At 68.0% G+C, this 21,583-nt stretch carries 25 protein-coding genes; 19 read left to right on the top strand and 6 right to left on the bottom strand.

From position 1 onward, the window contains the following. Positions 1 to 19: 19 nt before the first annotated feature. The 9 genes from mqnP (at position 20) to U9983_RS09750 (ending at position 5,868) form a co-directional block, all read left to right on the top strand. A complete protein-coding gene (gene mqnP / locus U9983_RS09790; protein WP_322753698.1) occupies positions 20 to 943 on the top strand; it encodes a menaquinone biosynthesis prenyltransferase MqnP in 924 nt (307 codons plus the stop codon). Positions 944 to 953: 10 nt separating this feature from the next. After that, positions 954 to 1,679, top strand: coding sequence for a UbiX family flavin prenyltransferase (locus U9983_RS09785; RefSeq protein WP_416211333.1), 726 nt, complete (start codon positions 954 to 956; stop codon positions 1,677 to 1,679). A 200-nt stretch (positions 1,680 to 1,879) separates the two neighbouring features. Then, on the top strand, positions 1,880 to 2,164 hold the full coding sequence (locus tag U9983_RS09780) for a hypothetical protein (protein WP_322753697.1): 285 nt from the start codon (positions 1,880 to 1,882) through the stop codon (positions 2,162 to 2,164). A gap of 128 nt (positions 2,165 to 2,292) precedes the next feature. After that, positions 2,293 to 2,610 carry a CopG family transcriptional regulator gene (locus tag U9983_RS09775; protein WP_322753696.1) on the top strand — a complete coding sequence of 106 codons (318 nt, stop codon included), beginning with the start codon at positions 2,293 to 2,295 and terminating at the stop codon, positions 2,608 to 2,610. Positions 2,611 to 2,738: 128 nt separating this feature from the next. Next, entirely contained in the window at positions 2,739 to 3,020 is a 282-nt protein-coding gene (locus U9983_RS09770; protein WP_322753695.1) for a hypothetical protein, read from the top strand. Between the two features lie 105 nt (positions 3,021 to 3,125). Then, positions 3,126 to 4,274 carry an aminofutalosine synthase MqnE gene (gene mqnE / locus U9983_RS09765; RefSeq protein ID WP_322753694.1) on the top strand — a complete coding sequence of 383 codons (1,149 nt, stop codon included), beginning with the start codon at positions 3,126 to 3,128 and terminating at the stop codon, positions 4,272 to 4,274. 11 nt (positions 4,275 to 4,285) lie between these two features. Beyond that, complete coding sequence (locus U9983_RS09760; protein ID WP_322753693.1) at positions 4,286 to 4,621, top strand: hypothetical protein; 336 nt, start codon at positions 4,286 to 4,288, stop codon at positions 4,619 to 4,621. Between the two features lie 63 nt (positions 4,622 to 4,684). Next, entirely contained in the window at positions 4,685 to 4,987 is a 303-nt protein-coding gene (locus U9983_RS09755; RefSeq protein WP_416211330.1) for a hypothetical protein, read from the top strand. Positions 4,988 to 4,998: 11 nt separating this feature from the next. Beyond that, positions 4,999 to 5,868: a menaquinone biosynthesis protein gene (locus tag U9983_RS09750; RefSeq protein ID WP_322753692.1), complete on the top strand. Its 870-nt coding sequence runs from the start codon at positions 4,999 to 5,001 to the stop codon at positions 5,866 to 5,868. 11 nt (positions 5,869 to 5,879) lie between these two features. Here the strand turns inward: U9983_RS09750 and U9983_RS09745 are convergent, their stop codons facing one another. Continuing rightward, positions 5,880 to 6,872, bottom strand: coding sequence for a helix-turn-helix domain-containing protein (locus tag U9983_RS09745; RefSeq protein ID WP_322753691.1), 993 nt, complete (start codon positions 6,870 to 6,872; stop codon positions 5,880 to 5,882). A 737-nt stretch (positions 6,873 to 7,609) separates the two neighbouring features. On the opposite strand from U9983_RS09745, the gene U9983_RS09740 reads away from it, so the two are divergent. The 6 genes from U9983_RS09740 to cobA all read left to right on the top strand — a co-directional run bounded on the left by U9983_RS09740 (position 7,610) and on the right by cobA (position 13,631). After that, positions 7,610 to 8,041, top strand: coding sequence for a response regulator transcription factor (locus U9983_RS09740; protein WP_322748800.1), 432 nt, complete (start codon positions 7,610 to 7,612; stop codon positions 8,039 to 8,041). A gap of 236 nt (positions 8,042 to 8,277) precedes the next feature. Continuing rightward, positions 8,278 to 8,385 (top strand): putative leader peptide, encoded by a 108-nt coding sequence (locus U9983_RS09735; RefSeq protein ID WP_322748799.1) that lies wholly within the window; start codon positions 8,278 to 8,280, stop codon positions 8,383 to 8,385. A 55-nt stretch (positions 8,386 to 8,440) separates the two neighbouring features. Beyond that, entirely contained in the window at positions 8,441 to 10,165 is a 1,725-nt protein-coding gene (locus U9983_RS09730; protein ID WP_322753690.1) for a nitrite/sulfite reductase, read from the top strand. Positions 10,166 to 10,438: 273 nt separating this feature from the next. Further along, positions 10,439 to 11,110 carry a phosphoadenylyl-sulfate reductase gene (locus U9983_RS09725; protein WP_322753689.1) on the top strand — a complete coding sequence of 224 codons (672 nt, stop codon included), beginning with the start codon at positions 10,439 to 10,441 and terminating at the stop codon, positions 11,108 to 11,110. 215 nt (positions 11,111 to 11,325) lie between these two features. Next, positions 11,326 to 11,979, top strand: a complete 654-nt coding sequence (locus tag U9983_RS09720; protein ID WP_322753688.1) for a hypothetical protein — start codon at positions 11,326 to 11,328, stop codon at positions 11,977 to 11,979. 356 nt (positions 11,980 to 12,335) lie between these two features. Continuing rightward, positions 12,336 to 13,631 (top strand): uroporphyrinogen-III C-methyltransferase, encoded by a 1,296-nt coding sequence (gene cobA / locus U9983_RS09715; protein ID WP_322753687.1) that lies wholly within the window; start codon positions 12,336 to 12,338, stop codon positions 13,629 to 13,631. Here the strand turns inward: cobA and U9983_RS09710 are convergent. Both U9983_RS09710 and U9983_RS09705 read right to left on the bottom strand, forming a co-directional pair. Continuing rightward, positions 13,609 to 14,115, bottom strand: coding sequence for a CbiX/SirB N-terminal domain-containing protein (locus U9983_RS09710; RefSeq protein ID WP_322753686.1), 507 nt, complete (start codon positions 14,113 to 14,115; stop codon positions 13,609 to 13,611). The genes cobA and U9983_RS09710 overlap by 23 nt on opposite strands. A 57-nt stretch (positions 14,116 to 14,172) precedes the next feature. Beyond that, a complete protein-coding gene (locus tag U9983_RS09705; protein ID WP_416211332.1) occupies positions 14,173 to 15,225 on the bottom strand; it encodes an NAD(P)/FAD-dependent oxidoreductase in 1,053 nt (350 codons plus the stop codon). Positions 15,226 to 15,574: 349 nt separating this feature from the next. Between U9983_RS09705 and U9983_RS09700 the strand changes: the two genes are divergently transcribed. Both U9983_RS09700 and mqnC read left to right on the top strand, forming a co-directional pair. Further along, on the top strand, positions 15,575 to 16,951 hold the full coding sequence (locus U9983_RS09700) for a serine/threonine-protein kinase (protein ID WP_322753684.1): 1,377 nt from the start codon (positions 15,575 to 15,577) through the stop codon (positions 16,949 to 16,951). Between the two features lie 110 nt (positions 16,952 to 17,061). Further along, positions 17,062 to 18,273: a cyclic dehypoxanthinyl futalosine synthase gene (mqnC, locus tag U9983_RS09695; protein ID WP_416211331.1), complete on the top strand. Its 1,212-nt coding sequence runs from the start codon at positions 17,062 to 17,064 to the stop codon at positions 18,271 to 18,273. Positions 18,274 to 18,400: 127 nt separating this feature from the next. On the opposite strand, the gene U9983_RS09690 is transcribed toward mqnC, so the two are convergent. The 3 genes from U9983_RS09690 to U9983_RS09680 form a co-directional block, all read right to left on the bottom strand. Next, the gene (locus tag U9983_RS09690; protein WP_322748790.1) at positions 18,401 to 18,820 is read right to left on the bottom strand and encodes a PIN domain-containing protein; all 420 of its coding nucleotides are present in this window, start codon (positions 18,818 to 18,820) and stop codon (positions 18,401 to 18,403) included. Next, positions 18,808 to 19,083 (bottom strand): type II toxin-antitoxin system Phd/YefM family antitoxin, encoded by a 276-nt coding sequence (locus U9983_RS09685; RefSeq protein ID WP_322748789.1) that lies wholly within the window; start codon positions 19,081 to 19,083, stop codon positions 18,808 to 18,810. Before U9983_RS09685 ends, U9983_RS09690 begins: the two co-directional genes overlap by 13 nt. Positions 19,084 to 19,308: 225 nt before the next feature. Next, positions 19,309 to 19,545: a hypothetical protein gene (locus U9983_RS09680; protein ID WP_322753682.1), complete on the bottom strand. Its 237-nt coding sequence runs from the start codon at positions 19,543 to 19,545 to the stop codon at positions 19,309 to 19,311. Between U9983_RS09680 and U9983_RS09675 the strand changes: the two genes are divergently transcribed. Both U9983_RS09675 and U9983_RS09670 read left to right on the top strand, forming a co-directional pair. Further along, positions 19,538 to 19,912 carry a hypothetical protein gene (locus U9983_RS09675; RefSeq protein WP_322753681.1) on the top strand — a complete coding sequence of 125 codons (375 nt, stop codon included), beginning with the start codon at positions 19,538 to 19,540 and terminating at the stop codon, positions 19,910 to 19,912. The genes U9983_RS09680 and U9983_RS09675 overlap by 8 nt on opposite strands. A gap of 841 nt (positions 19,913 to 20,753) precedes the next feature. Next, positions 20,754 to 21,583 (top strand): HEAT repeat domain-containing protein (locus U9983_RS09670; protein ID WP_322753680.1); only part of this gene is annotated, 830 nt, incomplete at its 3' end.

The raw sequence follows: 21,583 nt of genomic DNA, 5'->3' as shown, positions 1-21,583 counted from the left end.
TGGATGGAGTTGATCGCTGGTGAGTGAAGCGGTAGTTGCGCCGGGGATGTCGGGGCCGGCCCCGGCGCCCGACGGCCCGGTTCGCGCCTTCCTGCGGGTGGTGGTGATCGAGCATTCGGTGTTCGCCCTGCCGTTCGCCTACGTCGCCGCGCTCACCGCCTCCTTTGACGTCTCCCGCTCGGTGCACTGGTCGGACCTCGGGCTGGTGACCGTCGCGATGGTCGCGGCCCGCACCTTCGCGATGGCCACCAACCGGATCATCGACCGTACGATCGACGGACGTAATCCCCGCACGGCCGGTCGCGAGTTGGTCACCGGCGTCGTTTCGGTGCGCACAGCCACTGTTGGTGCGGCCGTCGCGTTGGCGGTCTTCTGCGCCTGCGCGGCGGCACTGTCCTGGCTCTGTCTGGCGCTCGCGCCGCTCGCGGTGATTCCACTGGTCGTCTACTCCTATTCCAAGCGGTTCACCAACTTCCCGCATGCCGTCCTTGCGCTGGCACAGGCGGTCGCGCCCATCGGTGCCTGGATAGCCATCACCGGCCGGTGGTCGTGGGCGGGAGTCGTGCTCGGGGTTGCTGTCGGCGCCTGGATAGGCGGCTTCGACCTGATCTATTCCTGTCAGGACGCCGAGATCGACCGCAGCATCGGCGTGGGTTCGGTGCCGGCCCGTTTCGGCGTCCAGGCGGCGTTGACCGCCTCGATCGTCACCCATGTGCTGACGTTCGCCCTCTTTGTCATGTTCGGGCTGATGGAGAACTTCGGCGCCTGGTGGTGGGCGGGTCTGGCCGTGACCGCGGCAGCGTTCTGTTACGAGCACGCGATCGTGTCCGCGGACGACCTGTCGCGGGTGAACCGGGCCTTCCTCACCGCGAACGGTTTCGTCGGTATCGTCCTGTTCGTTTTCGCCGTCATCGACCTGGCCGGGCGTGGCCTGGCCTGGTGACCGGGGCGGGATGTGGGGCGTGGCGTGGGCGGGGGCGTGGCTGGAGGCCGACATGGACGGTGGCGAACCGCGGCGACCATGGGTGGTGGGCGTCAGCGGCGCGAGTGGCACGCCGTACGCGGCATCGGTGCTGCGCGGGCTGCTGGACGCCGGTATGGCGATCGATCTGATCGTCTCCCGGGCCGCCCGGCTCACGTTGCTCGACGAGACCGGCCTGGCCTGGCGGGACAACGCCTGGCCGCAGTCGCTGGCCAGCTGGCTCGGCGTTGACGTTGACGTTGACGCGTCCGCCGGTGTGTCGGGGGCGGCGGCGCAGGGTTGGATCCGCCACTGGTCGCCCGGTGACCTCGCGGCCGGCCCGAGCAGTGGTTCCTACCTGACGAGGGGGATGATCGTCGTTCCGGCGAGCACCGCGGCGGTGGCCGGCATCGCGCTGGGCCTGTCCAAGGACCTGCTGCAACGCGCCGCCGACGTCACCTTGAAGGAACGACGCACGCTGGTCGTCGTCCCGCGGGAGATGCCCTTCACCCGCTCGACGCTGTTACACATGCTGTCGCTGCACGAGGCGGGCGCGGTCGTGGCGGCGGCGAGCCCCGGCTTCTACGCGGGCGCGACCGACGCGCAGGCGCTCGTGGACTTCGTGGCCGGCAAGGTTCTGGACGCTGCCGGCGTGCCGAACAACCTCCTGCGCCGCTGGACGGGCGAGCTCGGCGCCGCCCGCCGCCCGTCCCCGTGACCGTGCACGTCAACGGCCTCTGCTACCTGGGCCGTACCGTGAACCCACGGCAGCGGTAGTTGATGCCACGCTGGGGCTTGAGGCACGGGATTGAGGCAGGCATGACCCGTCGTAACGCCGGCAGACCGAACGCCGGTAGACCGAACGCCGGCAGACCGCCCGCCGGAGCGAAACGGACAGCCGGGTCGGGCGACGGTTCGGTGCCGCGCCCTGTCCCCGCCGTCCTACCGTCCCCGCCCGATCCGACCCCGCCGAACCTTCGGGTGCAGTTGCCGTACTTTGCCGCGCGGATCGCGGTACTGGTCATGGTGCTGGTCGTCCTGCTCATCCTGGGCGTGAATCCGGTTCTGGCGCTGTTGTCCGGTCTGGTGATCGCAGGTGTGCTGACCTACCCGTTGGGCCGGATGCAGCGCCGCGCCGCCGAGCGCGCCACCGGGCGTCCTGTCAGCAAGCCCGCCGCCCCATCGGACAACCCCCGCTCCTGACCATTCTGTCGCTCCGACAGCGGTTCAAATATGAGGATGTAGTCGTATTTTTCGTATATGCGTGGTCTGTGTGGTGTCTCAGGTCTGAGTGGCGGGTCGAGGGTCGCTCGCGGTGTCACACTCGATTCATGACCGCACCCGTTCTTCCGCGCCGCTCCGGCGTCGCGCACCCGACCGGGTATGGCCGCGATGGCACCGACGGCCGTCACACCGAAGATCATCTAGTTCGCGTCACCGTCACCCTCCCGTCCGACCTTGCCAAGGCCATCCGAGAGGAAGCGGGCCCGCGTGGAGTGAGTCGATTCCTCGCGGAGGCGGCCCGACAGCAGCTGCAATATCGCAACCTCGGACGGTTTCTCGGCGAACTCGACGAGCGCGATGGTCCGTTGACAGAAGTTGATCAATCGATCGCGGACGCGCTGTGGCCGGACGCTCCCGGCGCCTGAAAGGCTCCGCAGCTGCTCCTTCTGGCGGCACGGTGGTGCTTGACGGAGAGGGGCTGCGAGCTGCGGCGCTCGGGCAGACCTACGTACGTGCCCCGCTCGATTCGACCCGGCGGCGACGTGGAGCCGTCGTGACCACTTCGATCATTCTCACCGAGGTACTCCGGGGTCATCGCAGGGACGCGCAGGTCCACAAGCTGCTGGGCGGTCTCCGGGTTGATTCCGTCACCCCGGAGATCGGGCGCCTCGCCGGGGAGCTGCTCGGTTCGCTGGACATGAACAACACGGTGGACGCGGTGGTTGCCATGACCGCGTTGCGCGCGGAGCCTCCGGTGCTGGTGCTGACCAGCGATATTTGTGATTTTGAACGGTTGCTGGGGGAACGGCCCGACATCCGGGTCGTGCAGGTGTGACGTCAACCGGATGTCGCCGGACGGCACCGCCCGGGGTGGATGGTCACAGTGCCGGGCGTCACGTGGTGGCCGGCTGCGCGAGCGGGCGGGACTACGCTCATCTTCATGGACGCCGGGTTCAAGCGTGAGATCGAAGCCAAGGTCGCCGGCGGCGAGCGGCTCAGCCGCGCCGACGGCGAGGCCCTCTACGCCAGTGACGAGCTGGCCTGGCTGGGGGAGCTTGCGCACTCCGTCCGCGTCCGCAAGAACGGCGATGCGACGTACTTCAACGTCAACCGGCATCTGAACCTCACCAACGTGTGCGCGGCGTCCTGCGCCTACTGCTCCTTCCAGCGCAAGCCCGGCGAGGCCGAGGCGTACACGATGCGCATCGAGGAGGCGGTGCGGCTGGCCAGGGAGATGGAGCCCGCCGGCATCACCGAGCTGCACATCGTCAACGGCCTGCATCCCACCCTGCCGTGGCGCTACTACCCGCGTTCGCTGCGCGAGCTGTCCACGGCGCTGCCGGGAGTGGCGCTGAAGGCGTTCACCGCCACCGAGATCCACTGGTTCGAGAAGATCAGCGGCCTGCCCGCGGACGAGATCCTGGACGAGCTGATCGACGCCGGTCTGGAGTCGCTGACCGGGGGTGGCGCGGAGATCTTCGACTGGGAGGTCCGCCAGCACATCGTCGGCCACGAAACCCACTGGGACGACTGGTCGCGCATCCACCGCATCGCGCATTCCAAGGGGCTGCGTACGCCGTGCACCATGCTCTACGGCCACATCGAGCAGCCCCGGCACCGGGTCGACCACGTGCTGCGACTGCGCGAGCTGCAGGACGAGACCGGCGGCTTTGTCGTGTTCATCCCGTTGCGGTTCCAGCACGACGCGGCCGGTGATCCGCGCAACCGACTCATGAACCAGCCGATGGCGACCGGTGCCGAAGCGCTGAAGACGTTCGCGGTGTCCCGGCTGCTGTTCGACAACATCGATCACATCAAGTGCTTCTGGGTGATGCACGGCCTGACCACGGCCCAGCTTGCTCTGAACTTCGGCGCGGACGATCTGGATGGGTCGGTTGTCGAGTACAAGATCACTCATGACGCGGACGGTTTCGGGACGCCCACCACGATGACCCGCGACGACCTGCTCGCCGTGATCAGGGACGCCGGGTTCCGGCCGGTGGAACGCAACACCCGCTACCGGGTGATCCGCGAGTTCGACGGGCCCGACCCTGCTCGCCGGGATCTTCCGCAGCCGATCGGTGCATAGGGTCCCGCGACATGGAAACAGACCGGCCGGCCACCTCGGACACCCCGGCCGCCTCGGACGCCTTGGACACCCCGGCCGCCTCGGACACTGAGGCGGCGCGGTCGAGCGCGCCTGCGGGCCTGGCCAGACCGAAGGGATCGGCCGGCATCGGCTCGATCTTCACGCTGGCCTTCCTGGTGATTCTGGTCCCGGGCGTGGCCGCATACGCCGTGGCGAGGGTGGCTGGTCTGGCGATCGGCCCGGCCGGTCTGCTCGGTCTGTTGGTGATGTTCATCTGTCTTGGTCTGTATCCGTCTGTGTTGCAACGCCTCGGCTGGGTGCGGCGTCGGACCCGTCGTCCGAGATGAGGTGCCGGACCGGGGTCTGTCGTCCGGTCCGGGGACGAGGGAACGAGGGATCGGGAGGATACCGTGGATCTTCGAAGGCGGACACCTGACGGCGCGGGGCGGTCGCTGCCCGGGTGGCCGTCGCGCCTGCCGCCACCGGCGCCACCCTCCGGCTCGGGCCTGCTCGCCATCAACGCCCGCTACTTCGCATTGCGAGCTGTGATTTTTGGTGCGGTGCTCGCCGTGGTGCTACTAGTGGGCGTGAACGGATTCCTGGCATTCGCCGCGGCCTTTGTGCTCAGTGGGCTCGTGAGTTATCCGGTGGCGCTTCGCCAGCGCCGTGCGGTGCTCGGCGCCCTTGAGGAACGACGCGGCTGGCTGCGTTGACCGGTGATCCGTTGACTGGCGAGCCGGCGGGTGGGGCGAGGCTGGTGCGGCCACGGGTCGGCCACATCCAGTTCCTCAACTGCCTTCCGCTCTACTGGGGGCTGGTGCACTCCGGCGCGCTCATGGACGTTGAGCTGACCAAGGACACTCCTGACCGGCTCAACGAGGCACTCGTGCGCGGCGACCTCGACATCGGCCCGATCAGTCTCGTCGAGTACCTGCGGCACGCGGACGATCTTATTGCGTTGCCGAACATCGCGGTTGGCTCCGACGGCCCCGTCCTGTCGGTCGCGCTGATCAGCGCCGTCCCGCTGGAGCGGATCCGCTCGGTCGCGTTGGGTTCCACGTCGCGGACCGGCGTCCTGCTCGCACAGATCCTGCTCGAGGACGAACTGGGGTTGGCCCCGACCTACGCCAGGATGCCGCCGGACCTGCCGCTCATGCTGCGCGAGGCCGACGCCGCCGTCTTGATCGGCGATGTGGCGCTGCGCGCCGTCCACGACGCCGAACGGGCCGGGAGCGCCCATCCGCTCCATGTGGTCGATCTTGGGGCGGCGTGGCGGAACTGGTCAGGGCTGCCGATGGTGTTCGCGGTCTGGGCGGCGCGGCGTGACTTCGCCCAGGCCTACCCGGGTGTGGTCAAGGAGGTTCACGATGCCTTCCGCGGCAGCCTCGACCTCGCGCTACGTCAGCTCGACACGGTGGCCAGGCATGCGGCGCGCTGGGAGGCGTTCGACGCCGCCACCCTGACGCGTTATTTCACGACCCTGGACTTCTCCCTGGGAGATCGCCAGCTCGAGGGTCTGATGGCGTTCGCGGGACGGGCCGCGGCGCGCGGGGTCGTCCCGCCGCGGGCCCGCATCGTCTTCGCCGACGTGTAGGGCCGCCGCTCTTACACGGGCGGGCGAAATCTGTGCGAAAGATCCGCGGGCGGACGTGTCCTCGGTGTGGTTGCCGGTGCGAACCGGGCGACCCGGCGTCTGACCATGGCAACGAGTATCGGAGGCGTCGACGAGCCACCCGGCGCGATCAGTGGATCTTCTGAGTCCGGCTTCGATGCTGACGGGTCGATCGCGCGAACCCCACCGCCACCGGCACCGCCACCGCCACCGCCGGTGCCGGTGCCGGTGGCAATCCGAAGGCGTGGCGTGGTGGCCTCGCCCGCGCACTCGTCCGGCGCAGGGAAGGCGGGGGCGGTGTCCGCGCAGTGGACAGCCGTGTCAATCAGCTTGTTCACCGCGAGGGTCCAGGTGCGCAGTCCCTCATGGCCGCTTAGCTCAGTGAAGACGGCCGCCTCCAGGCAACAGGTGCTGGCCTTCTCGAACTCATAGTTGTCCAGCAGGGCAATCGCCTGCAGATCCGCGAGATGGCCCGCAATCATGAAAAGGCGGAACTGCTGATGGGGAAGCATTCGGGTTCGAAGGAGAATGTCGGCAGAGCGCTGCTGCTCCTGCACGCGGACGGTGATATCGGCGGGAGTGAGCTGGTCAGCGGATCTGATCAGTTCCGCTACCTGCTGGTCGAGGACGTCCAGCTTTCGGTCGGAGGTCTGATGGTCGAGCAGGTCGCGGATCCTGCGGCGGGATTCGACCTCCGGGTTGGGAGCGTGCTGCATTCGTTCGGAGCGGGCTTCGATCGCGGCCAGCCGAAGTGCCACGAGAGCGCCGTCCGCCGCCAGGGCCGCGTCGACGGCCGCGAGGACCGGTCGTGTGGGTATACCGCGGCTGGGCTGTTCCAGCTGGCTGATGTACTGTCGACTGTAACCAGTGATCTTCGCGAGATCGTCCCGGGAGAGCCCTCGTTCCTCACGTCTGCGACGGATCTCCCGTGGTAGAAGATCCTCCGCGGTGGCCGTGCCGTCACGGACTCGGCTCCGTTGCCGCATCTGCGTCTGCTTCCTTTCGAGAACGCCGGGCAGCAGGAGTTTGCCGACCGACCCGATCGGTGTCACGGTGCCAAACTGGACGTGGCTTACATGCGGGACCTGGCTTACTTACCGGACGTTGCTTCCATGGACGGATCCGAACAAATCGTGTCACCTTTTGTGACCATCTTACGTCACGGTGCACCTATTTTGGCCAGAGTTCGGAGGTCTCTCACCTAAAGATTATTTTTTATTACTCTCGGTGATTTGCGCGCCTCTGTCGCCGTGCCGGCTCGGGTCGCGGTTGTCGGCAGCCGCTGAGTCGAGCGCAGGGCGTCAAGGGGCTCGTCGACACCAACCAGGGTGGCTCCCGCGTCCGTCTGGTGATGCACGCGCCCCGGCCCCGCTCCTTGATCCACACTGCTGTTGTCGGGCGCTCTTAGCTGATCGGTTTTTCTCGGTGTACCCAGGTGTGCGACAGGGGTCATGATCGACACCATTTGGTCGATCGGAGGCCCTGAGTGTGCCAGAAGTTGCCGACAGTTGTTGTCGTTGTTACTTTTGACGCATCAAAGACAATCTACAAACAATCATTCCACATTGCTTCATCCCAGGAGTTGCCGGGGATTACGCGAGCATCGCGGGTTCGCGGATCGCCCGCCACCGGCGTCGGTCCTTAGCGAACGCGGGGGGCTAGCTCTGGAAACCACCCCTAATGACGATGGGCGGGGGTGTCGGCGTGGCGTACAACGTCTGATATGGACGGGGAGTCGGAGCCGCAGGCTGCGGTTCGCGTCGTCGTGGCCGACGATGCGGATGGTGTGCGCGACCTCGTGTGCCTTCTGCTGGAGATGGAACCTGACTTCGTGGTCGTCGGCCAGGCAAGGAACGGGGTCGAAGCGGTTGACGTCGTTTCGCGGACAGACCCTGACCTCGTACTGCTTGATGTTTCGATGCCCGTGCTGGACGGCCTCGCGGCGCTGCCCGGGGTACGTCGCGCCGCGCCGGGCGCCCGCGTCGTCATCTTCACCGGCTTTTCCGAACAGGCTCTCGGCGAGCGGGCCTCGGCGCTGGGCGCGCATGCGCTGATCGAGAAGGGCCTCGCCACCGACAGCCTGGTCGACCGCCTTCGAGACGTGTGCGGCCGTGCCCCGGCCCGGGTTGCCGCAGGCGGCTCCACCCGGCGCTGAACGTCGGGATCTGTGGGTGTCGGGACCTGTGAATGGCGGGAGGCCGGCCGTCCGAAATCATGTGGTTCAGGCGCATGGCGATCGCTGCTTGTAGACACTCGGTAGTTTTGTGTTGATTCAGAGGATGACCGCTGCCTTGTGGGCGCCCGATGTGGAAACATAGGGCTGTGACCATGCGCCCGAGGCTCCGTCTGACTGGTTCGGACATGACCTGCTTCGGCCCGGATGTTCGTCCGGTGGCTTCTGTTCTGGCCGACGTCCCGTTGGTGGATGTCGGTCTGGTCGCGCGCCTGCACGTCGACCTGCTCAGGGTCGCGAGCGCGGTCTGTCCGCGTCACCGCTGACCTGCCCGCGCGCCAGTGCTCTCGGCGCACCCCGCACCCGGCTGCGAGAGACTCGATGACAACCCCTGCACGCTCCAGTTCGGCCCGCCCGCCCCGTCCGAAGGGACAGGGCCAGTGGGCACGTGGCCACCTCGAGCCGCTCAATGCCAATGAGCGGATGAAGAAGGACCAGGACGGTCTCGCTGTCCGGGACCGGATTCTCAACCGCTACCCGTACACCGGGTTCGCCGGGATCGACCCGCAGGACCTGCGGGGCCGCTTCCGCTGGTGGGGGCTGTACACCCAGCGTAAGGAGGGAATCGACGGCGGCAAGACGGCCGTCCTCGAGCCCGAGGAGCTCGACGCGCCCTTCTTCATGCAGCGGATCCGCCTCGACGGCGGCCGGATGACCAGCGATCAACTGCGCGTGATCGCGGGAATCTCCACCCGGTACGGCCGGGACGTCGCGGACGTCACCGACCGTCAGAATATTCAGCTGCACTGGATCCGTATCGAGGATGTTCCCGCGATCTGGACGGCGCTCGAAGGCGCGGGGATGACAACGGCCGAGGCGTGTGGCGACACCCCGCGGGTCATCCTGGGATGCCCACTGGCCGGTGTCGACGGCGACGAGGTCATCGACGCGACTCCGGCGATCGAGGAGATCGTCCGGCGTTACGTGGGTGACACATCCCTGAGTAATCTGCCGCGCAAGTTCAAAAGTGCCGTTTCCGGGTGCGCCGACCAGTGCACCCTGCATGAGATCAACGACATCGCGTTCGTCGGGGTCGTCCACCCGGAGCTCGGCGCCGGCTATGACCTGTGGGTCGGTGGCGGTCTGTCGACCAACCCCAAGCTCGGGGTCAGGCTCGGCACCTTCGTGACCCCTGACCGCATCGCCGAGGTCTGGCACGCCGTGGCGTGCCTGTTCCGGGACTACGGCTACCGGCGGATGCGCACCCGGGCGCGGCTGAAGTTCCTGGTCGCGGACATGGGGCCCGAATGGGTCCGCACCACGCTGGAGAAGGAGTACCTGACGGCACCGTTGCCCGACGGCCCGCCACCGCCGCCGCCACGTAACGAGGGACGCGACCACATCGGCATCCACCCGCAGACAGACGGCCGCATGGCGGTCGGGTTCGCCCCCCGGGCCGGGCGGCTGAGCGGTACGACGCTCGCCGCAGTCGCGGATCTCTCCGATCGTTTCGCCGCGGGCCGCATCCGCGCGACGACCACCCAGAAGCTGGTCATCCTCGACGTCGACCCGGCCGGGGTCGACGAGCTGGAGGCGGAACTCGCCGCGCTCGACCTGGTCGTCCGGCCGAGCGTCTTCCGGCGCGGCACCATGGCCTGCACCGGCATCGAGTTCTGCAAGCTCGCCATCGTCGAGACCAAGGCGAAGGCCGGATCGCTGATCGACGAGCTGGAGCGGCGGCTGCCCGACTTCGACGAGCCGATCGGCATCCACGTGAACGGGTGCCCGAACGCGTGCGCGCGTTTCCAGGTGGCCGACATCGGGCTGAAGGGTTCCCTGGTCCCGGACTCCTCCGGGGAGATGGTCGAAGGCTTCCAGCTCCACCTCGGGGGTCATATCGGCACGCGGTCGCGGCTGGGCCGCAAGTCCCGCGGCTTGAAGGTCACATCCGCCGGAGTCGTCGACTATGTCGACGGGCTTCTGCGCGCCTTTGTGGACGGCCGTGACGAGGGTGAGTCCTTCGCGGACTGGGTCGAACGGGTGGACGAGTCCGTCCTGACCGCTCCGGCGGATCGGACCGGCGCATCCGGAGCCGCTGATGAGTAGCGGGCATTCCGTTCCTTTTTACTGCCCGTACTGCGGCGAGGAGGATCTCGTTCCCTACCTTCCACCGGAGCAGGAGGCATCCGGCGGCTCCGGTCATGGTCAGTGGTCGTGCAGGAGCTGTCGGCGGGCCTTCCGGCTCAACCTGACCGCCCTCGCGGTCGCACGCGGGTCGGCCGGATCGGATGGGTCGCCCAGGTCGGATGGTCCAGCGGAATTCGAGCACTGATACGGCGGTTCTGGCAGCGACGGAGCAGCAACGGAGGAGAAGGACTGATGGATGCCGCGTTGAAAGCCCGTGCCCTACGCGCCGGTGACGAGCTGGAAGGCGCGCCCGCGCAGGAGATCCTGGGCTGGGCGGTGGAGGAGTTCGGAACGAAGTTGGTCGTCGCCGCGTCCATGGCGGAAGCGGTGCTCGTCGACATGCTGGCCCGGATCCGCTCGGACGTCCCGGTGGTGTTCATCGACACCGGCTACCATTTCGCCGAGACGATCGGTACCCGGGACGCGGTCATGCATCGTTATGATCTTCCACTGATCAGTGCCGGCGCACAGCTCACCGTGGCCGGCCAGAACGCCGTGTACGGGCCGAAGCTGTTCGAGCGCGATCCGGACCTGTGCTGCCGGATGCGCAAGGTCGTACCGCTGGACCGCGCGCTGGCGCCCTACCGGGCCTGGGCGGCGGGCTCGCGGCGGGCCGAGAGCACCGGGCGCGCGAGCCTGCCGGCCGTGGGGTGGGACGAGCGCCGCGGCAAGGTGAAGATCCACCCGCTGGCGGCGTGGACGGACGAGGATGTCGACCGCTACATCCAGGAGCATGACGTCATCGTCAACCCGCTGCTGTCGGACGGCTATGACTCCGTCGGCTGCTGGCCGTGCACCAAGCGCGGTGAGGGTCGTGCGGGTCGCTGGGCCGGTACCACCAAGACCGAGTGCGGTATCCACTGACCTCGGCGGTTCTGGCTGTTGCGGTGCAGGGGCACTGGCGGCGTTCGGGCGGTTAGCGTTCTGTTCGTTCGCTGCGGACCACATTCCGTCACGGTTTGTCGGACCGGTATGACGACATGTCGGATCGCGGTGCGATGATCTCGCGTGTGGTTGTCCAGCGTGTCTGGTCGGCCACGTGATGACGCGCGTACTGGACACCGCGAACGGATCCGACCATGACCCTGCGATCCCCGGCTGATGGCCCGCATGGCCCGCACGGCCCGCACGGCCCGCACGACCCGCACGACCCGGCGCCTGGCACCCTGCACGCCTGGGTGGACGAGTCGCTGCGCTTACGGGCCGGCGAGCCCGGCCTGTACATCTTGGCTGCGGCTGTCGCCGAGGTGTCGTCGTGCCCGCCCATGCGTGACAGTCTCAGGTCTCTGTTGGGACGGCGCCAGCAACGGTTGCACTGGCGGGACGAGGATGCGCCGCGCAGACGGAAGGTCGTCTCGTTGGTGGCGGGCGCTGATCTGGCGGCGGTCGTCGTCGTGGGCGCGCCGGTCGATCGCAAGAAGCAGGAGCGGGCCCGGCGCATGTGCATGGAGCGGCTCATGTACGAACTCGGTGAGATGTCGGTGGCGCGTGTGCTGCTCGAGTCACGAACATCATCTCTGAACGGCAAGGATCTCGCGATGGTCGAGGCGCTTCGCGGTAGCCGGATAATGCCGACCGGCCTATATGTAGGCCATGCTTCGCCGCTGGCCGAACCAATGCTGTGGATTGCTGATGCGGTCGCCGGGGCGGTATCGGCCGCCCGCGACGGCCAGCACGAGTTCGTCACCGGTATCAAGCATCTTGTGATGACGATTGAGATTCCCGTGCGATGACGAACAGCCATCCCAAAACAGCGCGAAGGCCGGGTCCCGTCGTCCGGCGGGGTCCCGGCCATCACTTCCCATCCCCCCAGCAGGAGGCGGGCTTGATACAAGCATGCGTCGTCTCGTCAGGGTAGTCAAGTTGTCTCGTCAGCTGGACCACGGATCTCGTGGCCAGCGCCAGTCCGGCCGAGGACGTTGCGGTGACTCCTGGTATGGCACTCGGACGGCGCGAAGGCCGGGTCCCGTCGTCCGGCGGGAGTCCCGGCCATCACTTCCCATCCCCCCTCAGGAGGCAGGCTGTAGCTGATGATCGACTGTGTGAGCGTAGGCGTCAACAGAGATTCCAGGGCGGTAGCGTCGTAAGGATGAGCGATGGCCGGGCACCCAACGATGGCGAGGGGGACGGGCCTGGGGGAGAGCGGGCCGCGAGTGGGCCGGGGCGGGACGGGCCGGCGCGGGTCCCGGGGGAGGTCTGGCTGGTCGGGGCCGGGCCGGGGGATCCGGGGTTGCTGACCATCCGTGGCCGGGAACTGCTTGGCAGGGCCGACGTCGTCGTCACCGACCGCCTGGTGTCCGCTGAGGTCCTTGCGTTCGTCCGGCCCGATGCAGAGATCATTTACAGTGGTAAGAGCGCCGGCGCGCTGACCCGGACCCAGGAGGACCTCAACGCGCTGCTGGTCGATCGCGCGCTTGCCGGTCACCTGGTCGTCCGGCTCAAGGGCGGGGACCCGTTCGTACTCGGACGTGGCGGGGAGGAGGCCGAAGCCTGCCGGCTCGCCGGGGTGGCATGCACCGTCGTCCCCGGGGTGACCTCGGCGTTCGCAGGTCCTGCCTATGCCGGGATCCCGGTCACCCACCGTGGTGTCGCCCAGGATGTCGCGGTCGTCTCCGGCCATCTGCCGCCCGGGCATCCGGACTCAGGCGTGGACTGGGCGGCGCTCGGGGCATCCCGGATGACCCTTGTCGTGCTGATGGGCGTCGCGCGGCTCGCTGACATCGCCGCCGCGCTTATCGACGGAGGACGGTTACCGGACACACCCGTCGCAGTGATCGAACGGGCTACCACGCCGGCCCAGCGCGTCGTCCGCGGCACTCTGGACATGATCGCGGTCGATGCCATCGCCCTGGGTGTCCGTTCGCCCGCGGTGGTGGTGATCGGTGCGGTCGCGGCCCGCTGCGACGCCCCGGCGCGGATCACTCCGCCTCCCGGTGGGGACGAATGTCCGCCGAGCGGTGCCGGGTATCCGTTGGCGGGTGTCCGCGTGCTCGTTCCGCGGACCAGATCGCGTCCGGGGCTGCTCGCTGCGCGACTGCGCGCTCTCGGCGCGGACGCGGTGGAGACCGTGGTGTCGCGTCCCGGTCCGGTGGCCGACGTCGAGGCCGACGTCGAGGCCGAGGCCGAGCCCGACCCGCGCATCGCCGAGGAGCTGTACCACGGTGACCTGCACGCGGTCGCGTTCGCGTCGTCGACCGCGGCTCGGGCGACGGCGGCGCTCTACGGTCCGCTGCCGCCCGGGATTCTGGTCGTGGCTATGGGCGTAAGAACGGTAACTGCATGTCAGCGGGCCGGCCTGCGAGTCGACGCCGTGGCAACCGAGCCTGGTATCTACCCGCTTGCCGCCGCTGTCGTCACGGCTGTTACCGAGGCCCGATCGCGCTGAGCGCGGCGCCGGCGCTGACAGCGCTGACAGAATTGCCAGCCAGTTGATCGTTTCCCGGATGGTCGCCGGTCAGCGCGTCCTCGATGCGGCCGGCGACCGCGGCCAGCACCCCCGGGTGCAGGCCGAGCGGTGCGGTCAGGCACCAACGGGTGTCAGGGAACTGCTCCTGCGCCCTGGCGAGGGCGGCTGGGATGTCGTGCGTGGTGTGGTTGCCCTCGAACAGGAAGAAGGGGTGGACGACGATCTCGGTGCAGCCCGCCGCGGTCAGGATCCCGTAGCCGGCGACGATGTCGGGCTGGGCCAGCTCCAGAAACGCTGGCTCCACCGCACCCCAGCGGGCCTGCCCGTTGTCTCCGGCACCGATGGTTTCGGCGTGGTCGGGTTGGGCGCGGTCGGGCTGGGCGAGCAGTCGGGCGACCGCGCGGACGGTCGCGTTCGCATCATCCCGCCGCGAGCCGTGCCCGATTACCAACAGACCCCGCATGTCCACCAGTCTGCGCCACGACGCGCCCGATCAGCCCGGTCAGCCCGGTCACGCCGGTCAGGCTGGCACGGTCTGGTCACCCACGCCGGCACCGTCGTCGGAGCTGTGCCCGGGGAAGACCTTGGCGGACGGGTCAATGATCGGAGCGGCGTTGTTCACGGCGGTGGCGACCTCGCCGAAGCCGGTAGCGATCAGGCGGACCTTGCCGGGGTACTCGGTGATGTCACCGGCGGCGAAGACCCGTTCGAGCCCGGTCGCCATGGTCGGGTCCACCACGATGTGGCGCTTGTCGATCGTCAGGTTCCAGCGGGTCAGGGGCCCCAGGTCCGCGGTGAAGCCGAGTGCGGCGACGATCGCCTGAGCCGGGCGGACCTGGCGCTCACCGGACTTGCTGTGCGCGAGTTCCACCTTCTCGACCCGCTCGTCGCCGTGGATGGCGCTGACCTCGGTGAATGTCAGCACCTCGACCCGGGATGTCTGCACCTTCCCGACGGTGTGTGCATGGGCGCGGAATTTGTCCCGCCGGTGGACCAGGGTCACCGAGCGGGCCAGCGGTTCGAGGGCGAGCGCCCAGTCGAAGGCGCTGTCACCGCCGCCGACGATGACGACGTCGGTGTCGGTATAGACGTCGAGTTTCGGGACGAAGTACACCAGACCGCGGCCCAGGTGATCGCCGCCGATGGGTAGCGGCCGAGGGGTGAACGTCCCGAGCCCGCCGGTGATGACGACGGCCTTCGTCCGGACCCGCGTTCCCTGCGCGCTGGTGACCACGACGGCGTCGGTCTCGTGGGTAAGTTCAGCGGCCTGCTGGCCGAGCAGGTAGGTGGGGGAGAACGCCCCGGCCTGAGCAACGAGCGCGGCGATCAGATCGCGGCCGCGCACGGCCGGGAACCCGGCCACATCATAGATCATCTTTTCCGGATACATCGCGGTGACCTGACCGCCGGCCTCGGGCAGCGAGTCCATCAATGCTACGGACATGCCGCGGAACCCCGCGTAGTAGGCGCCGAAGAGCCCGGCCGGCCCGGCCCCGATGATCAATATGTCGGTGTCGAGGTCTGCTGGCGTCGAGCTGTCATGGCCGGCGCTGTCGGGGCCTGCGGGGGTCACTGCGTCCACGCGTAACTCCTGGGGGCTTTCGGGGATATGCGGCCCCGCCGGATCGCATACGCAAGGGCCGGTCGGCACCATGGAAGGGGGCTTCCGCCCCATCCTGCCGTATCGGCGATTGAGGCGCCCTGACCGTGTAACCGGACCGGCGTGGCTGGCCGGAGCGCGGTTACGCCGGGACACCGACAGGTGGCGCGCCCGCCGGCCAGCTACCGTCGGAGCGGGCCGTATTCCAATTCATGACTGTGCGTCATCGATCATGGCGCTGGTCGGGAGGACTGCGATCAGAAAAGACATGGTGAACGGGAGCGCGCGACCGGAGTCGGGATCCGATGGACCGCGGGAGGTCATGCCCGTCCAGCGCGGTGACCCCGCCCGGATCGGCCGGTACCGGGTCGTCGGTCGGCTTGGCGTCGGCGGCATGGGCGTGGTGTACCTCGGCCAGGACGAAGCCGGCCGTCCGGTGGCCGTCAAGGTGATCAAAGAAGATCTCGCGGCCGACCCGGAGTTCCGGGCACGTTTCGCCGACGAGGTCGCCGCGGCCCGCCGGGTCGCGCCCTTCTGTACCGCGCAGGTACTCGACGCCGATCCCGGCGCCCACCTGCCGTACCTGGTAACGGAGTACATCGACGGGGTCCGCCTGGACGATGTCGTCACCAGCCGTGGGCCGTTGGCGCTGTCGACTCTGCAGGGGGTCGCGGTGGGGGTGGCCTCTGCGCTGACCGCCATCCACGGCGCCGGCATCGTGCACCGCGACCTCAAGCCGAGCAACGTGCTGCTGTCGTATTCGGGGCCCCGGGTCATCGACTTCGGGATCGCGCGGGCGCTGGACGCGGTGGTCGGGCGTACCCGCACCGGCATGGTACTGGGGTCGGCGGGTTGGATGGCACCCGAGCAGATGGAGGGCGCGCCGGTGGGCCCGGCCGCCGACGTCTTCGCCTGGGGCCTGCTGATCGCCTATGCGGCGGCCGGGCGCCATCCCTTCGGCGACGGTGCCCCGCTCGACATCGCGCAGCGGATCGTCATGGAGCGTCCGTACCTCGACGGTGTTCCCGCGGATCTTCGTCCGCTGGTTGCGGCAGCCCTGGATCGGGATCCGCGGGCCCGGCCATCCGCCGGGCAGCTCGTGCGGGCTCTACTCGGTGACCAGGAACGGTTTCGGTCCGGCACCCGCGCCGCCGTGCCCGAGGTCCTCGACGGCACCTGGTCGGGTGGTCGGCGTGCGCAACCCGTGGTGGGTGCCGTCGCAACCAGGCCCGGGCACGACGGCCGTACCAGGCTGGGCGTTCCGGGCCATACCGCGCCGGAGCGGTATGCACCGGAGCGGTATGGCCGGGAAGCACCTGCGCCGGAGCGGTATGCACCGGAGCGGTATGGCCGGGAAGCACCTGCGCCGGAGCGGTATGCGCCGGAGCGGTATGCGCCGGAACGGTATGCGCCGGAACGGTATGGACCGTCGCGCCGCCGACGGCGGTGGCGCCCTCGGATACCGGGCAAGCGTCTGATCATTCTCCTTCTGTTGATCTTCCTGGTGATGTCCGGGGTCGACCGTGTCACCCATGTCTGGGACACCCAGCGGGGTCGGCTCTGGGAGCAGGTCTGGACCCATGCCCAGGACGGCTTCCAGCATCAGGTCGTCGACCGTTTTCAGCGCGATGTCATCGACCGGGTGCGCAACAAGGTCGACGGCGCCCGGACCGGCGTTGGTCGGACCGGCCAGGGGTGAGGCGGCATCGGCTGTCGTCCCCCCGCACCCGAAAGCTCGGGCGGCAGGCCCGCTCGCCGTACCATCGCAGGGTGAGCCTTGTGGATGATGCCGACAGCGGTTCTTCGGTAATTGCAGCACCCTCGGTGGTGAGCGAGGGGGAGATCTCCTCTGTACTCGCCCGCGCCGCGGACGGCGGGCGGATCAGCCCCGACGAGGCGCTGCTGCTCTACACGAAGGCCCCGCTGCACGCCCTCGGCCAGGCAGCCGACGCCGTCCGGCGCCGCCGTTTCCCGGATGGCATCGCGACGTACATCATCGATCGGAACATCAACTACACGAACGTCTGCGTGACCGCGTGCCGGTTCTGTGCGTTCTACCGCGCTCCGGGGCACTCCGAAGGCTGGGTCCGCGACGTCGACGACATCGTCGCCAGATGCGGCGAGGCAGTTGAGCTGGGGGCAACCCAGATCATGCTCCAGGGCGGCCACCATCCCGAGTTCGGTATCGAGTGGTACGAGGCTGCCTTCGCGGCGATCAAGCGGACGTACCCGCAGCTCACCCTGCATTCCCTGGGCGCCAGCGAGGTCGTCCACATCGCGCGGACGTCCGCGCTGAGCTACAACGACGTCATTGTTCGGCTGCGCGACGCGGGCCTGGACAGCTTTGCCGGCGCAGGGGCGGAAATTCTCACCGAGCGTCCCCGGCACGCCATCGCCCCGCTGAAGGAACCCGGCCATGTGTGGCTGTCGGTGATGGAAGCCGCGCACGGTCTCGGTGTCGAATCGACCGCGACGTTCATGATGGGCACCGGTGAGACCAACGCCGAGCGCATCGAGCACCTTCGGATGATCCGCGACGTCCAGGACCGCACCGGCGGTTTCCGGTCGTTCATCCCGTGGACCTACCAGCCGGAAAACAACCACCTGCGCGGACGCACGCAGGCGTCCACGATCGAATACCTGCGGCTGGTGGCGGTGGCACGGCTGTTCTTCGACAACATCGCGCACCTGCAGGGCTCGTGGCTGACGACCGGCAAGGAGGTCGGTCAGCTCACCCTGCACATGGGCGCGGACGATCTGGGTTCGGTCATGCTGGAGGAGAACGTGGTGTCCTCGGCCGGCGCCCGGCACCGGACCAACCGGACCGAGCTCATCGGTCTGATCCGTACCGCCGACCGGATCCCCGCACAGCGCGACACGCTCTACCGGCACCTGGTCGTGCACCGTGACCCTGCGCAGGATCCGGTGGACGACCGGGTGGCCTCCCACTTTTCCTCCACCGCCTACTCCTCCACCGCACTGTCGTCGCCACCCATGCTGCCGATCGTCGCAACCCGCTGACGGACGCGCTGACGGACGTGCGTTCGTAACGATCTTTGGTAGCGATCTTTCGAGCTTTGTGCGATCAACAAGCGGGTATTCAGCGCACAAACCTCGAAAGATCGCCGGCTGCCGCCGCTGCGCGTTCTTATCGGCCTGCGCGGTCGGGGGTGACCAGGCGGACGGTGACATCGGGCAGCTCGTCGAAACGGGCCTGTTCGTCGGTGGTCACCAGAACACGCTTGGTGGCGCGAGCGGTCGCGGCGATGATGAGGTCATGAGCCCCGCGGGGCTTGCCGGTGCGACGCGTGCAGGCGAGTAGTTCGGCATGGTGCTCGGCGACGTCAGGGGTGTAGTTCTCCACGGGGGTGACGGCGAGCATGTCCGCGAGGAACGCGCGTTGCGCGGCCCGGGTGGCCTCATCGGTGGCCAGCAATACGCCGACGCCATATTCGGCGAGAACCACGGCTGGTAGGACGACGTCGTCCTGATCGCTGATCGCGGCGAGGTCGAGTCGGCCCCGGGCGCCGTTGACCAGCACGCCCGTGTCGAGGATCAGTCGTGCCACGGGTCGGTGTCCGCCAGCGCCGAGGCAGCTTCCCGCGCGCCGGCGACGTTGGCGGCGAACGTTTCGTCGATGCCAGCCTGGCCGCCCCAGCGGCGGAACACTTCCCGCAGGGCTTCGCCGTTGGTCTGTGGTGCTGGCATGATCACGGCGACCCGCCGTCCGCTGCGGGTCACGACGATCGTCTCGCCCTGCTCAGCCTCGTCCAGAACCGCGCTGAAATTCCGGGACGCTTCGGACGCCGTCATCACATGCATGCTCTTCATGATAGCTGATTCAGAACTTCTGATGACTGGGTTCGTCGACGACCGGGTGGCCTCACGCTTCTCCTCGACCACCCTGCCGACAGCCTGAAAACCGGCTCCGGCCTGCAATCAGCCCCGGTCGTAGCGATCTTTCGAGCTTTGTGCGATCAACAAGCGGGTATTCAGCGCACAAACCTCGAAAGATCGCCGGCTGCCGCCGCTGCGCCAGGGGGTTGCCCTGTTCGGTCAGTGTGCGTGCCGATCCACCTGCGTTGCCTTGCAGGTAAAGCCGCCGGGCAGGTCGTCGTGCCCCCAGCTGACTCGCTGCGATGGGGACAATATCTGGCCGGGAGCGATGTTACTCACCGTCGCCACGCCGGCTCCCGTGTCCGTCGGGTCGTCCTTGCTGCCGAACGCGATGTGGATGACATAGTCGCTGGCAACGGTCGAGTGGTTGGAGACGACGACAAAGGCGGTGGGCAACCCTGATTCGTACTCGATACCGCATGACACCGTCACGTCGGCTGCCGCCGGGGCCGTGGCGCTCGTCGGAACCGTCCGGACCTTGCTGGACGCGGACGGCGACCTGACCACACCGGGCTCCGCGGTGCGGTCGATCAGCCACTGGGAGACCGACGGCCGGACAGTGGCGCGCTCCCCGGTGGGAGCGGTGGATCCGGTCGGCGACGGTCCGACCGACGTGGGTTCCGCCGTTCGGGCGACGCTCGGGGCGGACGGTGACGCGCTCGCCTTGGACGATTCCCCACAGCCGGTGCCAAGGACAATGAGCGCTCCGAGCGCCAGCCAGGAAGCCCCGGCTTCAAGCCCTGTCTTCCATGGCCTTGGATGATCCGCTGACGGCTCGTTCACCGGCGGGCGGGCATAATCATTGACGTTGGTAATGGGAAACCTCCATGTTTACCTGTGGGCAGGAAATGCGTCGTCCATCTTGTGGACCCGGTCCGGTTCGGGGCCTGTGGCCGGCCAGAGGGTGATCGAATGTTCTTCGACGGGATCCTTGGACGGATCGTGCTTACGACCTAGCGCGCGCCCACGTGTCTGGACCCGGGTTCGGTACCAGCCTGGCCCGGCATGTGCGATGTTCCCAATATCTTTGTGTTGGGTGAAATCCCAGGTATACAGGTACGTCTTTCCTTCTGGGCTGTGGAAGCTCACGTCGACGACGGCTTCCCACTCATCGACGGCGGGCGTTGGCTCGGCTTCGCACAAGTCCACGGCTATCCGGATCTTGCCGGTGTGTGTTCCGGCAAAAAAAAGAAGGTATCCTTCTCCTCCTGCCACGAGACTATTGCCATTAATAACCTTATTAACCGCGTCGGGGGTCGGTGGTGAAATGCTGCCGTCGCACAAGGAGTATTGGCAGTAGCCGACGTGTAGAGTGTCTGTTGTCGAGGGCATCCTGAGATTATCCACGGCGGATTCACGCGGTCAGGGTGGCGTACGGCTCGGCGCCGAGCTTCCGGCTGGACCACCCGGTTCTCCTTCGAGTCACAGGCACGGGTCATGGGTCGCGAGGCCAGAGAGCGGCACTACCATGCGTGCATATGGAACCGGCGAGAATAGGGACTCAGAAGATCGACCCGGCGGGGCGAAATGATCCCGCGACGCTTGCGAAGCTGCGGGATCGGGCGATCAGCACGGATGATCCACTTATGCGGGGGCTGGCCCTCATGTCGATCGTGAAGATGTGGCCGGGTGATCCCGGCGTGTCTCTGTTGCTGCGGGATCGGGCCGTCGTCGATGGGGATGCGTTTGTGCGGCGAACGGCTGTGGAGGCGATCGGGGCCGGCTGGCGGGACGATCCAGCGGCTCTGCCGTTCCTGCTCGACCGCGCTGTCGCGGACCCGGACGCGGCGGTGCGGCGAGTGGCCGTGGAAGCGGTCGGGGCTGGTTGGCCGGGCGATCCGACTGCCCTACCCGTACTCGGTGCGCGGGCTGTCGCTGACGAGGATGCAGCGGTGCGGACGGCGGTGCTGACGGCGATCGCGGCCGGTTGGCAGGATGACCCTGCTGCGCTGCCGTTGCTCCCCGACGTGGTCGCTGCCCATCCGAACACGGCTGAGTCGCAGGCGGCGCTCACGATAATCGCGGACAGCTGGCGGGGCGGTCCTGCCAGCCGGGCGTGGCTGACCGAGCAGGTCGCACATGCCGACAACGGCAACGTACGGTCCGCCGCGGTACGAGCCATCAGCGCGGGTTGGCCGCACGATGCGGTCACCCGGTCCCTGGTGCATCAACTGATCAGCAACGACAGACACGTCGCGGTCAGATGCGCAGCGACGGGGGCGCTCGCCACGGGCTGGCGCGATGACCCGGAGACGTTGCCGTTGCTGCGTGCGCTTGCCGTCGGCGACGACGAATCTGCTGTGCGTGACACGGCGACTCGGGTGCTCGCCGCGCGCTGGCGGGATGACCCGGAGATGCTGCCGTGGCTGCGTCGGCGGGCGCAGGACGACTCGACCGCGCGCTCCCTGCTGGTGGAGACCAACTCGGACAGCTG

The organism is Protofrankia sp. Cas3, assembly GCF_963555955.1.
Classification (GTDB): Bacteria; Actinomycetota; Actinomycetes; order Frankiales; family Frankiaceae; genus Protofrankia.
This window is presented reverse-complemented; position numbering and strand designations above follow the sequence as displayed.